Origin of the sequence: Streptomyces sp. NBC_00178, from assembly GCF_036206005.1 — a bacterium.
GTDB lineage: Bacteria > Actinomycetota > Actinomycetes > Streptomycetales > Streptomycetaceae > Streptomyces.
This window is the reverse complement of sequence record NZ_CP108143.1, coordinates 3,464,691-3,477,284: the sequence shown is the minus strand read 5'-3', so window position 1 is coordinate 3,477,284 and position 12,594 is coordinate 3,464,691. Positions and strand designations below refer to the sequence as shown.

11 protein-coding genes are annotated in these 12,594 nt (G+C 68.4%); 3 read left to right on the top strand and 8 right to left on the bottom strand.

Translation table 11 applies throughout. The features are described from left to right. Window positions 1–61: 61 nt before the first annotated feature. From OHT61_RS14980 to OHT61_RS14960, 5 genes are all read right to left on the bottom strand, one after another. The gene (locus OHT61_RS14980) at window positions 62–1,801 is read right to left on the bottom strand and encodes a mobilization protein (RefSeq protein ID WP_329038693.1); all 1,740 of its coding nucleotides are present in this window, start codon (window positions 1,799–1,801) and stop codon (window positions 62–64) included. A 14-nt stretch (window positions 1,802–1,815) separates the two neighbouring features. Beyond that, window positions 1,816–2,085, bottom strand: coding sequence for a plasmid mobilization relaxosome protein MobC (locus tag OHT61_RS14975; protein ID WP_329038692.1), 270 nt, complete (start codon window positions 2,083–2,085; stop codon window positions 1,816–1,818). A 543-nt stretch (window positions 2,086–2,628) separates the two neighbouring features. Continuing rightward, window positions 2,629–3,924 (bottom strand): hypothetical protein, encoded by a 1,296-nt coding sequence (locus tag OHT61_RS14970; protein WP_329038690.1) that lies wholly within the window; start codon window positions 3,922–3,924, stop codon window positions 2,629–2,631. 95 nt (window positions 3,925–4,019) lie between these two features. Next, complete coding sequence (locus OHT61_RS14965; protein ID WP_329038689.1) at window positions 4,020–4,718, bottom strand: ATP-binding protein; 699 nt, start codon at window positions 4,716–4,718, stop codon at window positions 4,020–4,022. Further along, window positions 4,715–5,632 (bottom strand): hypothetical protein, encoded by a 918-nt coding sequence (locus OHT61_RS14960; RefSeq protein WP_329038688.1) that lies wholly within the window; start codon window positions 5,630–5,632, stop codon window positions 4,715–4,717. The genes OHT61_RS14965 and OHT61_RS14960 overlap by 4 nt, the downstream gene beginning before the upstream one ends. A 625-nt stretch (window positions 5,633–6,257) precedes the next feature. Between OHT61_RS14960 and OHT61_RS14955 the strand changes: the two genes are divergently transcribed. The 3 genes from OHT61_RS14955 (at window position 6,258) to OHT61_RS14945 (ending at window position 8,592) form a co-directional block, all read left to right on the top strand. Then, window positions 6,258–6,509 carry a helix-turn-helix domain-containing protein gene (locus tag OHT61_RS14955; RefSeq protein ID WP_032791520.1) on the top strand — a complete coding sequence of 84 codons (252 nt, stop codon included), beginning with the start codon at window positions 6,258–6,260 and terminating at the stop codon, window positions 6,507–6,509. A gap of 196 nt (window positions 6,510–6,705) precedes the next feature. Then, entirely contained in the window at window positions 6,706–7,056 is a 351-nt protein-coding gene (locus OHT61_RS14950) for a helix-turn-helix domain-containing protein (RefSeq protein ID WP_329038681.1), read from the top strand. A gap of 30 nt (window positions 7,057–7,086) precedes the next feature. Beyond that, on the top strand, window positions 7,087–8,592 hold the full coding sequence (locus OHT61_RS14945) for a LacI family DNA-binding transcriptional regulator (protein WP_103538260.1): 1,506 nt from the start codon (window positions 7,087–7,089) through the stop codon (window positions 8,590–8,592). A gap of 183 nt (window positions 8,593–8,775) precedes the next feature. On the opposite strand, the gene OHT61_RS14940 is transcribed toward OHT61_RS14945, so the two are convergent. The 3 genes from OHT61_RS14940 to OHT61_RS14930 all read right to left on the bottom strand — a co-directional run bounded on the left by OHT61_RS14940 (window position 8,776) and on the right by OHT61_RS14930 (window position 12,202). Continuing rightward, window positions 8,776–10,587 (bottom strand): pentapeptide repeat-containing protein, encoded by a 1,812-nt coding sequence (locus OHT61_RS14940; RefSeq protein ID WP_329043265.1) that lies wholly within the window; start codon window positions 10,585–10,587, stop codon window positions 8,776–8,778. 333 nt (window positions 10,588–10,920) lie between these two features. Beyond that, window positions 10,921–11,346 carry a hypothetical protein gene (locus tag OHT61_RS14935; protein WP_181008098.1) on the bottom strand — a complete coding sequence of 142 codons (426 nt, stop codon included), beginning with the start codon at window positions 11,344–11,346 and terminating at the stop codon, window positions 10,921–10,923. Between the two features lie 196 nt (window positions 11,347–11,542). Beyond that, window positions 11,543–12,202, bottom strand: a complete 660-nt coding sequence (locus OHT61_RS14930; protein ID WP_139061987.1) for a DUF4352 domain-containing protein — start codon at window positions 12,200–12,202, stop codon at window positions 11,543–11,545. Window positions 12,203–12,594: the final 392 nt, after the last annotated feature.

The window sequence follows — 12,594 nt, the reverse complement described above, 5'->3', positions numbered from 1 at the left end:
CTGGAGAATCGGCGGTTTGGCTAGCCGGCGATCGTCGGCTATGTTGCGCCCGCTTTCCGGGTCAGGGCCGACGGCTGGAGTGGTTCGCTGCCCTGGCCGCCGGTGGTGTGGCGGGGCTTGACGGCGAGGCGCGGCGGCTGTTTCGGGCGGTCGTCGCCGGAGGGCTTTCGGGCGCGGCAGGCAGATGGGCGCTTCGGCGCAGGCGCCAGACGAGGACGTCGCTGATGGAGTCAGCGGTGTCGAGCTCGCGACGTCGGGTGACTTCGGCGAGCAGCGCGGCCGGGTCGTGGCCTGCCTGCCGGGCGTCGGCGAGTGTGGCGGACAGGGCGGGCCAGCCGGCCTCGCCCTGGATTCGATCCGCGAGCTCCGGCAGCGCGTGGTGCAGGAGATCGGCGTGCCGCTGCCGGATCTGCGGCGTCAGACGCTGGCCACGTTGGCGGAGGGCTGCGATGGGGTGGGCTGCGGCAGCCTGGTAGGCGGCGCGCAGGTGCTCGGCGGCTTGCCGGGCCGCGGCGGCTTGCTGGCCGTGGTGCTTCCTGGCGTGCCAGTTGGCCGCGGTGATGGCGAGAAAAATGGCCATGTCGATGACCATCGCCGTGGTGGCTCCGTCTTCGCCGCGGCCGAGGGCGGGGCCGCTGTGGGCGAGATCGTGGGCGGCCTGTCGCAGGGCGTGGTCATGCCCGCGTACGGCATGGATGTGGGAGCGGCTGGCCCGCTCGAACGCGAAGGCAGCCTGCCGGAGTTCAGCACGCGTGTGGACGGCAGAGGTCTTGGCGAGTGCGTCCAGGACTTCTCCCGCCGCAGCGATCTGCGCTGCTGCCATGCCGTCGTCACCGTGATCAATGATCAGCAGAGCCTGCCAGGTCGCAGCAGCAGCCCGGCGCCGAGCGAACGCGGGATGAGTCACCGGTGGCAGAGCGGGCTGCACCGGCTCACGCTCACCCTCGGTGACCGCCTCCGCGTGAAGGGCCCAGCGTTCGCGTATGCGAGGCAGGGACAGGTCTGGGGCGAGTGTGGAGCCGGCGTAGAAGACCGGCTCGTCGTCCTTGTTGCGGTCGTCAGGCAGCGCGACCTTGTAGCCGAGCAGGTCGCCCGACGGTGCGATCCGCTTACGGATCAGCAGACCGTCGGCGGCCAGACGGTCGAAGAACTCATCCGTGGAGGCAGCGCCGGCCGAGGCAGTGCGTACGGTCTCGCGTAGCTTCTCCCTCGCTGTGCGCTCGTGCCCTTGCCGTTCGGCCTTGTGGCGCTCGGCGCTGGTGGGGCGCTTGGGCGCCGTGCCGTCGCCGGGGGCGACACGGTGCAGGTCGTAGTCGGCTTCGATGAGGCGGGCAGCGGCCTGTGCGCGTTGGCCGGAGCGGTGGTGGTTGGGGCGGCGGCCGTCCTCGCGTACGAGGGTGGCGATGATGTGGATGTGGTCGTCGGCGTGACGGACGGCGGCCCACCGGCACCCCGCGTCGTCCACGCCTCCGGGGTCGATGCCGGTGGCGGCCACGATGCGGCGGGCAATGTCACCCCACTCCTCGTCGTTGAGAATGCGGTCGGTGCCTGCTGCGCGTACGGAGCAGTGCCACACGTGCTGGTCGGGTCGTTGGCCTTCGTCGAGCAGGTGCAGTGGCTGGTCGAGAAGCCGCTGGAGATCCTCTTTCGTTGCGGAGGGGTCGCGGCCGGGGTCGGGTGCCATGGAGTCGAAGGAAGCGACCAGGTGCGGGTCGACGTGCTCCTCGCGGGTGCCCTTGCCGTAGAGGTAATTGAGCAGCCCGCGAGTGCTGCTGCCTTGCTTGTGGATGCGGGGGATCAAGCGGTCTCGTCTTTCTACCGGTTGTTGATCCGCTCGACGGCCGCCCTGGTCGCGGTGGCCGCGTGGCGGACGGCGGCGAGGGTTTCCTCAATGCGGGCGATATCGCCGCCGGAGTTGAGGGCCTTGGTCATCTGGTTGAGGTTGCTGCCGGCCCAGCCGAGCTTGCGTCCGGTGGCGAAGAGCTCGGTGAGGATGTCCTGGTCGGCGGCGATGGCTGCGGCGGTGCGGGTCTGGTCGCGGGCGGCGGCCAAGGCAGAGTGGGCGAGGAACCCGGCGACGCTCATGCCGACGGCGTCGGCGCCGGCCTGGATGGCTGTGTGTTCGCGTTCGTTGAGGCGGACGCTCTGGGCGGGACGCTGCTTCTTGTCGCGCGGTCGCGATTTTCCCTTGGGCCGACGCTTGCGGACGGCCGTAGTCGGCTGCGATCCGCCCCCGGTTGCAGCCTTTCCGTCCGGCGCCCCCTGGCGCTGGTCGGACCCCGCCACCCCCGGGGCGGGTGCGGGTTCGGACGCTCCCCCTGCGGGGGAGTGTCCGAACCTCCAACTTGCTCCGCTTTGGGTTGGCGTGGGGTGGGTCGCGTTCTGATGCACGAGGCTGTTGGGGTACGAGTCCTGGATGGAGATCAGCTCCTGGTAGGGGATGGGGAGAGCGCACCAGGCCGTCGGACGGGCAGCAGCCCCGCCTCCCGCTGGTCCGAGTGGGAGAGCGCGGGGGAGGGCCGTGCGTGTCTGGCGTAGGGGTGCGAATCAGGTGGGCCGTGGACCAGACGGAGTGGCTGGTCCACGGGCCCCCGTGCGGGCGTCCGGGGGGGCTGACCGGATATCCGGTCAGCCCGTCGGGATGCCGCTCTTGGTGTCCGGCTCTGCGGCCAGGAGGGCCTTGAGTTCGGTGAGCCGGTCTTCGGAGATGGTGAGCTCGGCCGCGCGAATGGCGTTCCGCAGCACGGCGCGCGTGGCTGTTCCGTGCGTAGCGATGGCCCTGCGGCCGATCGCGAGCAGTTCCTCCATTTCGGCGCCGGGAGGACGTCCGTAGCGTTGCGCGGCGGGGACGTCGACCTCTGGGGTCGGCTCGGCGATCTCGCGAGTGGGGGCCGAATCGTGCAGGGGAAGTCGGTCCTGCACGGATCGAGGAGGCAGGAGCTCGGAGCGAAGACCAGAGGTGCGGTGTTCCGTGGTCTCCTCGCCCGGCAAGTCGTAGTCGGCACTCGGCTGATCGCGCCGGAGCGTCGTCGTCTCGCCGCGATGCGTCGCGCCCCTATCCAGCGTGGAAGCAGTCCAGGGCGATTCGAGTTCGATGGTGGCCAGCGCTGCCGCGTGACGGCGGACGGCGAGCTGTTGCAGCAGCAGTTCGCGTTGCTGCTGGTCGATGCCCACTGCGGCTTGGGCGATGGCCTGTGAAAGCCGTCGTGAAGTGCGCCGACCTCGCCAGCCGGCGCGCTGCTTCTGGGTCCGCTCCGCAAGATGGGAGGCCAGGGCGACGGCCTTGCGAGTGGCCCGGTCGCGTGTGATCTGCGCGGCATCACGATCGCGTGCGGCGATACCGAGGCGGGAGAGAAGGCGCTCACGTGCTTCGCGCCCGACCCGGGCGAGCACGCTGTGGGAAGCGCCCTCGGGTGTGCGGATGCGCAGTTCGATGCCCATGGCCTGATGCCAGAGCAGGGCGGCCATGATGGGGCCGACGAAGGCTCGCACTGTGCCGCCGACCACGCCTGACTCGGCGTACGCGGGGATCACCTGCACGGCGGTGATCACCCAGGTCAGGGTTCCGGGCAGGCCGGGTGCCTGCTTGGGCCCGTGCAGATTCTGCCGGGCGAGCAGCGCCGTGGCGAAGAGGGCGAGTTCGGCCGCGGCGAACATCGCGATGCGCTCGGTGGTACCGCTCATGTCCAGGTAGTCGGCGGCGAACCGCCAGCTGGTGTCGGCGCTGTAGGCGGTACAGCCGACCGCAGCCAGTGCGGCGACCCTGACCGCAGGCGTTCCGGGCTGGTGCTTGCTGCGGTTCCGGGTAGTGCGTCGGCAGATCAGGAAGCCGACCAGCAGCATCGTGGAAGTGCCCAGGAGGGCGGTAAGCGTGAGAGACGTTGAGGTCCAGTGTCCGAGTGCGGGCAGGGCGAGTTGCGTCATGCAGGGGTCTCCAAAGTGGCCCGCCGCGCCGTTTGGGCAGGCGTGGACGCGGGCGAGCGGAGTGAGGAAGGGGTGAGGTGGTCGACGCCGTGCGGTCAGGCGCGGGGCTGGCGCCTGCGGTCTGCGCCGGTGAGGACGACGGTGGTGGTCATCTCGGCGAGACGGGAGGCGACGCGGTCGCCGACGGCATCGCGCAGCGCGGCGGTCGGCAGATTGGTCGTGAGGAGCGTGGGGAGCAGGTCGGTGTAGCGGCGGTTGATCAGCCGGTACGTGATCTCCTCGGTCCACTCCGACTGCTTGGCCGCGCCGAGGTCGTCCAGGATCAACAGCGGGCAGGTGCTGAGAGTGGCGAGGTCTCGCTCGGCGTCGTGGCCGGCGTGTGGGCGCAGGCGGGCGTACAGGTCGGCCGTAGTGGCGGCTTCCCACCGCAGGCGCACACCGGCGGTCAGCAGCGACCGCACCGCGCCGTACGCCTGGTGCGTCTTGCCGGTGCCGGTGGGGCCGGCGATCAGCAGGGACGGTCCGAGCGCGATGCCCCGGGTGCCGCTCGGGCCGGGCCGTGCGGCGAGGGCCACTTCGTCAACCCAGGCGGCAACCTGCTCGTGACCAGCGAGGGCGTCGCGGTAGCGAGGTGGGATGCGTGCCTCGGCCAGTTCCAGTGCGGTCACCCGCTCCGAAGGCGCCTCGGCGGGTGCGGCGGTCGCGTCGATGCCCCGGTCGGCGAGGATCGTGTCGAGGCGGGCTGCCAGGGAGCTGATGCGCTGCGGCTCCCGGCTGGTGGTGGCTGTGGTCACAGCTGGCCTCCGTAGGCCGCCTCGACGTCAGAGGACGCCGGGTTGGTCCACGCGCGGTGCGGGGCAGCAGCTGCTTGAGGAGCATTCATGGCCTCGTTGACCAGGCTCGGCAGCAGGTTCGCGGACAGGCCCTTGGCCCGCATGCGGCTCATCCCGGCGCGGATGTGCTCGGCCGAGATGCCCTCGCCGAGCAGCTTGCCGGCCACCTTGCCGAGGCGACCCAGTACGTCGCTGGGCGGCCGGTGCTCGCAGGATGCGACGTACTCGCCGACCAAGTCCCTGGCCGAGATCGCGCCCGAGATGGCGGGTGGCGCGGGGGCGCTTGCGCTCCCCACCGGAGGTGATCCTAGATCCAGGATCCTAGGTCCTAGATCCGGACCCTGATTCCTCACCACCATCTCCCGGCGTTGTGGTGAGGGTTCACTGAAACTGCCCTGACCTGCAACTTCCCGGTTCACGGACGGCTCGCTGCATTCACCGGACCCCTCAGGTCCTCCACGGTGAGGGCTCGCGTCCTGTTCACGGAGGACACCGTGAACAGGCGAGGCCGGCTCGGTAGATCGGCTTCCCTGATGGCGCGGGCAGGCCGGGCAGCGGCTGCCGCTCGGCCGGTTGATCTTCTGGTGACGAGCCCAGGTGACGATGTGCAGGTAGCGCTTGCCGTCGTCACCCTCGTACCGGCAGACCAGACCGGCGCCGTCGAGCTGTGTGAGGTCGTCCTCGACCTCCAGAGGGCCGTGTTCGGGGCGGAGGGACCACAGGGCGCCGGCGATGACAGCAGCCTGGTCCCGGAAACGGCCGTGGTCGTCTGCCTGGGTGAGGAGGCCGAAAAAGGTCCGCTCGGCGTGGACGCTCACCGCAGCGAGCGACTCGGAGATGAAGGCTTCCGGCTTGATCGTGCGTATCCGCGCCATGCCTATCGCCCCGCCTTCGTGGGCAGAGCGGGCGACTTCGGCGACGAGGATGCGACTACGGCCGCGAGGGCTGTAGCTTGTTGGGGCATAGACGGTTCCTCACCCGGTGGCGTTGTGATCGCCACCGTCTTGATCGTTCAGGTACGGGCGATATCGGTAGGGGCTCCCTGACCCCCGGCGTTGGCCCGCCGGGGGTTTTCATGTTCCCGGAGTCGCCAGGTGTTCCGGCTGCATGGCCAAGACAGCCACACCCTCCCCGCACAAGTCCAGCATTCCGCCGAGAAAGCAAACAGCTCTCGGCGAAACGCCGTCGTGCGCGGCTTCCCTATAACGGTAGACCCGAATTAGCGGTTGACCTAGAAGCGGCACAAATGGGGCGACTGGTGAATCGCTGTCTGCCTGCATCAGCGATCGGTCTGACATGACCGCGTGATGCAACAACCCACGCCAGGGCAGTCGAAGGCGGCGCTCCTTCCGGACGAGCACAGGGATTTGGACAGCGCCGAATTCCGGTCTATGTTGCGTCGCTCGCGGATGCGGGGGACCAGATCTGACAAAAAAGACGTGGAACATAGCAGCAGATCGCCGGTTACCCAAACCGGCAATGCGGAGCTACAACAGACGCATGCCTGAAATCCCCCTGGGAATTGGTCCGGCCGGCGTGCTGACCGCCCAAGCCATAACCCGTTCCCGCGCAGCGCGCGGATTCGCTCAGCGCCAGCTGGCCGAACGGGTGACTGCGCTCGGCCGTCCCATGACCATCACGATGCTGTCCCGCATCGAATGCCGGCAGCGCCGCTGCGACGTCGACGACCTCGTCGCCATCGCAGCCGCCCTCGATGTCTCGCCGCTCACGCTGCTCGCCGAGACGAGTTAGCGAAGCCCTCGCAGCGCTGTCCGGGTGGGCCAACACCCGGCAGCGTCCGCTCACATCACCTCGCCCGTACCAAGCGATCAACCAGCGCGTCACGGGTCACACCGCCGCGCCAGAGAAGGAACCCCCTTGCGCCAAGAGGCCATTCCCCCTGCCTTGTCGCCCTTCCGCCGTAGGACCACGAAGGAGGCGATCTCACGTGGCTGAGCAAACAGGCGCCGAGGTCGCACCGGCCCGCCTCTACCGCCCCGACGAGGTTGCCGCCGTGCTCGGCTGCTCTGCCTGGTGGGTTAAGGACCGCGCCCGCCGTCGCCAGATCCCCTTCGCCCGAGTGGGTCGTGCCTACCGTTTCACCGCCGCCCATCTCGCCGAGATCATCCGTCTCCACGAGGAGCGACCGACCGTCGCTGCGCGGCCACCGTCCCCCGACGCCCCGCCTGTGGCCCCTGCCCGACGCTCCAGCGCACCCGAGCCGGGTGCACCCTCCGGCCGCCTGCGCGCCAGGCCGCCGCGCCGATCCGACCGAGCCGCATTCGACACCGCCGCGTAGAACACCGCACCGAAGAGGAAGGAAACGCACTTGGGTTTCGCGGAGAAGCGCGGAAACTACTGGCGTGCCCGCTACAAGACCGCTCCCGGCAAGCACCTCACGGTCGTCGACGAGCAAGGCAAGACGATCAAGTTCGCCACCAAGGGCGAGGCCCAACGCTCGGCGAGCGAGGCCGAGAACAAGTACCGACGTGGCGACTGGCGCGACCCCGCCCTGGGGCAGGAGACGTTCGGCGAGTACGCGAGTCGCTGGTACGAGGCCCAGGATCTGGCAGCCTCGACCATGCAGAACTACAAGCGCCACATCGAGGAGCACCTCCTCCCCGACTTCGAGGACCATGCGCTCGCCGGCATCTTGCGCTCGGACGTCGACCGGTGGGAGAAGAAGGAAAGGGCCCTGTACGCGGCCTCCAGCGTGAAGACCTGGCGCTCCACGTTCCACCTGATCTTCGAGGACGCGATCGACGAAGGTCTGATCACGTCGAACCCGGCGACCAGGCGACGCGGGCGGGGCAAGCGCGCGGGCCGCTCTCGTGACAGAGGCCCGGAGAAGGTCGTCACCGATCCGCTCGGCGTCCTGCTCACCGCCGAACGGGCAGCCCTGCTGTCCGGCCGCGACGACGAGTTCGTCGCCGTGGTGCTCAAGGGATACACCGGCATGCGCTGGGGCGAAGTCGTCGGCCTGGAGACCGAGTTCGTTCGCGCCGGATCCGTCCGTGTCGAGTGGCAGCTCTACGAGCTCGACTCGGGTGAGATGGTGCGCTGCCCGCCCAAGGATGACAGCTATCGCACCCTCGACTCGATGGACTGGCTGTCCGCCCTGGTCGCCAACCACGTCGCCCGCACGAAGCCGACGCCCTGCCCCTGCCACGGCAGGACCTACGTCTTCCGTGGCCAGGGCGCGGCTCGTACCGGAGGGCACCAGGGCGCGAAACTTGTCGACGTCGCACGCCGGGCCGAGGTCTCCACTGGGACGGTGTCCAACGTCCTCAACCACCCTGATCGCGTCGCCGAGGCCACCCGAATGCGGGTGGAGAGGGCCGTCAGCGACCTCGGGTTCGTGCGTGGCGGAGTTGTGGCGGAACATGCGGCGCACTGGCGCAGAAACGGCTTCGGGACCTGGCTGTTCACCCCGGCAGTATCAGGTTGGTACCCGAAGAAGGCCCCGCAGGAGGCGCGCCCCGTGCCTCTGCTCGGCGAGCCGTGGCCCGGCGTCCCCGTACGGGGACGTGGCGCCGGCAACCGGGCCGACGCCTGCTGGCTCCCGATCGCGAAGGGCCTCACACCCCACGGACTGCGCCACACCCACAGGACCGTGATGGAGGACCTCGGCACCGAGAAGGTCCTGATGGACCAGCGCATGGGCCACATTGACGGCTCTGTGTCGGCGCGTTATGCCCACGTTACGCCGGGCATGCGCAAGCGGCTTATGGCCGGGATGACAGAGCAGTGGGAGGCAGCTCTCGACTCGCGGCTGGCCATGTGTCCTACGTCGCCTGTGCCCGGGCTCAACGGCCTCCTGCGCGTACGCCAGTAGCACGAGCTGAGGCGAAGTCTGGACGGTGAGGTGCCGGACCGCACGGAAGAGCTCAGTGGGCAGGGCTGTGACCTGGGCACTGAAATTCTCCGTGCGGCGACTCATGGCGGGCTCGGTCACACCAGCTTTTCCGTGCTCGGCGGCTGCGGCATTGCGTCGGCCCAGGGCCGTGGGCGGGTTGGGTCAGCGTTTGACGCGGTTTCGGACAGCCAGGGCAGCCAGGCCCAGAAGGACGGGCTCGGTGACGCGGGAGACCATCTCGATGTAGGTGCCGGCGGTGGTCAGGTCCTGGCCCGACGAACGGAACACCACCGAATTGAGCGTGACGTTCAGGGCCTTGTCGAAGCGCTCGCCGGTGTACCTGTCCGCTGTGGGATTCTGGGGATCAGTCTTGCCGATCTCGAAGGTGACCTTGCCGCCAGCAGGAGGCACGGTGCCGGTCGCTTCCTGCTTCGGGGAGTCTTTCGGGAGCCCGAAGCCCATAAGTAGCAGGATGGTGACGAGCATGGCGGCGGCAAGCCAGCCCAGAGCTCGGGAAGCACGCAGACCGTAGCCGGACAGCAGCCAGTAACCGCGCAGGAGTCCCCGTTCGGCGCGGGTGGTGCCGGTGTGGTCATGGCGGCGCATTTCCATCTCGCCGTAGTAGAAGACCGCAGCCCCCGGCTCGTCCTTGCCGTCCTCGAACGCCTTGCGCAGCGCCCGGTACACCGGCGCCAGCTGCGCCGGCCCAATGTGTCCGGCACCGAGCACTGCCACGTTCCAGCCCCGGACAGCCGCGTCGCGGCTCGCGCGCCAGTGGTGCTCTTCGGCGAGGGCGCGGCGGGCGGTGAACCGCAGCAGGTACCAGCGCCGCCCGTGCGTGCGGGGCGGGACCCTGTCGAAGGAACACGTGCCCTCCAGCCGGATCTGGTCCAAGTGCACGGTCCCTGCGAACAGGCACCCCGACAGGTCGATGTCGGCGAGGACCAGATGGGCCGCATCCACCCCCCTCAGCGAGGCCACCCGCACCCCGTCGTCGGGCGTGGCGGCAAGAGTCTGCTCTGCCAACGGCTGTCCATAGGAGAGAACGAAGGGCTCGGCCTCTGCGGCGATTGTGAGGGGATACTCAAAGACCGCGTGGGCGAAGTCCACCGTGGCGTAGCGCAGACGTATCTCGGCCGTTGACGACCAGCGGGTCCGTCGGCACTCCAGACGGCGCGCGGCCAACGAGAGGTTCACCGGGCCGCTGAATACCGCCCCCGACAACATCACTCTCCCGGCGCACACCAACGGACCGAGACTGGCCGCCCGATCGAACACCGCCTTTATGAACGAGGCGTCTCCCTGGAAGGCCGCTGCTTCGAACTCGGCGTCGCCCCGAAAGGTCGCACCTTCGTACTGGGCGCCGCCCTCGAAGGCCGTCCGCACGAACTCGACGTTGCCCTGAAAGGTCGTGCCCGTGAACCACGTGCCGCCCCGGAAGGTCGCTCCCGAGAACCGGGCGTCGCTCCGGAAGGTCGCCACTCTGAACTCGGCGTCGCGCTCGAAGGCTGCCGCTTCGAACACGGCGTCACCCCGGAACGTCGCCGACCGAAACCCGACGACGCCCTGGAAGGTCGCCGCCCCGAACACGGCGTCGCCCTTGAAGATCGCCGACCGGAACACGGCCTCGCCCTGGAAACTCGCAAAATCGAACTCGGCGTCGCCCTGGAAGGTTGTCGATATGAACCGGGCGTCGCCGAGGCGGGGGTATCCGGTGGTGGGGTCGCGGAGGGCATTGAGGAGGGCGTCCAGAAGCGGTTCGGTGAAGGTGGTGCCGCTGTGGTCGATGGCGGCGCCGGGGGTCAGGCTGTACAGGTAGGCGTCGCGTTCGGGGTCGCCCAGGTGGGCGAGGCATGCGGTATGGCCGGGGACTTGGGCACCGCGGCAGCCGACCGGGTCCTCCGGGGTGGTGCCGTGACCGCAGGGCACCCAACTAAGCGAGGTCAAGGACGGTTCGGGGCTCGGGTGTGACATACCCGAAGGACGGTTGCGCACGCCCGGATGGTTGCCGACTTCGCCGCAATAGGCGCCATGCTCGCGGTCGACGCCGCAGGCATTGTGGTGGTCGAAGTCGAACCGGCCTCGGGGCGAGACCAGCCAGGAGAACACTTCGCCGCCACGGTCCTTCCCCGTAAGCGCTTCGGGGACGGCGCCCCTGAGGGCAATGCTGGGCGTCCCTCGAAGCCGAAGGGAACCGGCGCCAGCGCTGACACGCAGGTCGGCGCCGTTCTCTTCGTCCGAAAGGAGCCAAGCCTGTGACCGACCGTTAGTACGCTGCTGAGCACGCGCTGCAATGGCGCGACGTGCTCAGGCCACGGCTGGCTTGGCCCCATGGCGTTCGTAGAGTTGTTTCACCTGCTTGATCCAGAACTCGAACTTCTGGTCCGAGGACGCACTCATGGGCAGGAGCTGCAGGTCCTTGGCCAACTGATAGAAACCCGGTCCAGCGTCGTTGGCACCCAAATAGTTCACCAGGGCCGAGAGCATGACACGAGGGTCGGAGGGGGTGATCTCCTGATCTCGGACCACGATCCGTCCCAGCAGTTCCCCCATGGCCGCCCGCTCATCAGCACGCTCGAAATCGAAGGCACGGCAGCCGGTTCTCCGGGCCACTGTGACGCTGAGCTCTGTGTATGAGGTGAGCCTGCCAAGTTTCGCGCGCTCGACGAGAAATCCCCGCCCCGCTTCCACCAGCATGCCCCACTCGTTGTCTGCGCGGCCGTACTCCGGCATTCCGCCCCCTCCGAGCCAAACCAATCCGTACGCGGCAACGTACAGTGACACTGCGGCTACCACAATCGCTCACACGGTCGTTTGGGAAGCCGCGCTAGCACGGCAGAAAAGCCGAGGCCAGCCAGGCCGGGGGTAAACGCCAGCTGTGCTCGATGTCGGCACAGGCTGCCCATGTTGCATCCAGCCCCCTGAAGCCTCAGGCGCTGGCCAGTGCGATGATCGACGGCTCCCGGTCCGAGGCGAGATCGTACTCGGAGAACTCCCAGGCGATGATCTTCGCGCCCTTCGGGACCCGGTAGACAAACTGCATCTCATCCTTGAAGCCGGGCTGGAGCTGCTCGTTGCACTCGGGATTTCCTGTCACTTCGTACAGGTCATCGATGGTGTCGTAGCGCCGCTCTTGCTCGTCCAGCAGGCCATTCACGATGGGCAGCGAGCAGGTCAGGTCCATGCTGGCCTTGGAGTCGTTAAATACCACGGTCTCTAAGATCACGTACTTGGCGTCGCCTCCCGCCTTCTTGACTCCACCGGCCACGTTGATCGACTCAGCCTCCCGGACCTTGGTGACCGTGACGACGGCGCCGCCGTTGCGCGCTTCGTCTCCGATCTTGAAATCGGCCGGTCGACTCGGGATGGGGGACGTCGTCTCGACGGGGGCAGTGTCGGCGCTGGGGCGATCGTCCTGCCAGATCGAGGGCGACGGATCGGCTGAGGCGTTGGGAGCGTCCCCTTGGCTTCCCGTAGCGGTGTAGGCGAGTGCTGCAGCGGTCACCATAAGCGCGCCAGCCAGGCAGAACGTGGCCGTTTTCCACGGGTTCCTGACGCTCTTGGGTCGCTCGGGAAGCTGTTCAGGCATCGGTGGGAGCTGACCGCTCACTGAAGTCCTCTCGTGGATGGCCGGGCTCCTCAAGAGGTCGCCGACCTGTATGCGGTCACCAGTCGAGCGGGTGCCAACGGGCCGATCCAGAAAGGACTCGGACTCACTCGATGGCGCTGACGACGATAGCAACGTCACAAGCGAGGTAGGTGCCGTTCGCTCCGGAAAGCAGGCCCACCTCGTCTCCCGGCGCCGACCGTGTGCGCTGCCCGTCCACCCTGTCGCGAGTGAATGCGCCATATGGGCAACCTGAGTGCCCGACTGGCGATTATTTTTGGGGGTGAGTTTGTAGGCAACTGCGGAGGACATGTGAGCAGTACCCAAACGCACGCTGAGATCCTTAGCGAGGCCATCCAGGTCCTCCAGGGGAC

Coding starts and splice junctions, on each gene's coding strand:
- OHT61_RS14975 (WP_329038692.1), bottom strand. CDS start 2,085: ATGAGCGTCGCCGGGTTCCTCGCCCACTCTGCCTTGGCCGCCGCCCGC.
- OHT61_RS14970 (WP_329038690.1), bottom strand. CDS start 3,924: ATGACGCAACTCGCCCTGCCCGCACTCGGACACTGGACCTCAACGTCT.
- OHT61_RS14960 (WP_329038688.1), bottom strand. CDS start 5,632: ATGGCGCGGATACGCACGATCAAGCCGGAAGCCTTCATCTCCGAGTCG.
- OHT61_RS14955 (WP_032791520.1), top strand. CDS start 6,258: ATGCCTGAAATCCCCCTGGGAATTGGTCCGGCCGGCGTGCTGACCGCC.
- OHT61_RS14940 (WP_329043265.1), bottom strand. CDS start 10,587: ATGTCACACCCGAGCCCCGAACCGTCCTTGACCTCGCTTAGTTGGGTG.
- OHT61_RS14935 (WP_181008098.1), bottom strand. CDS start 11,346: ATGCCGGAGTACGGCCGCGCAGACAACGAGTGGGGCATGCTGGTGGAA.
- OHT61_RS14930 (WP_139061987.1), bottom strand. CDS start 12,202: ATGCCTGAACAGCTTCCCGAGCGACCCAAGAGCGTCAGGAACCCGTGG.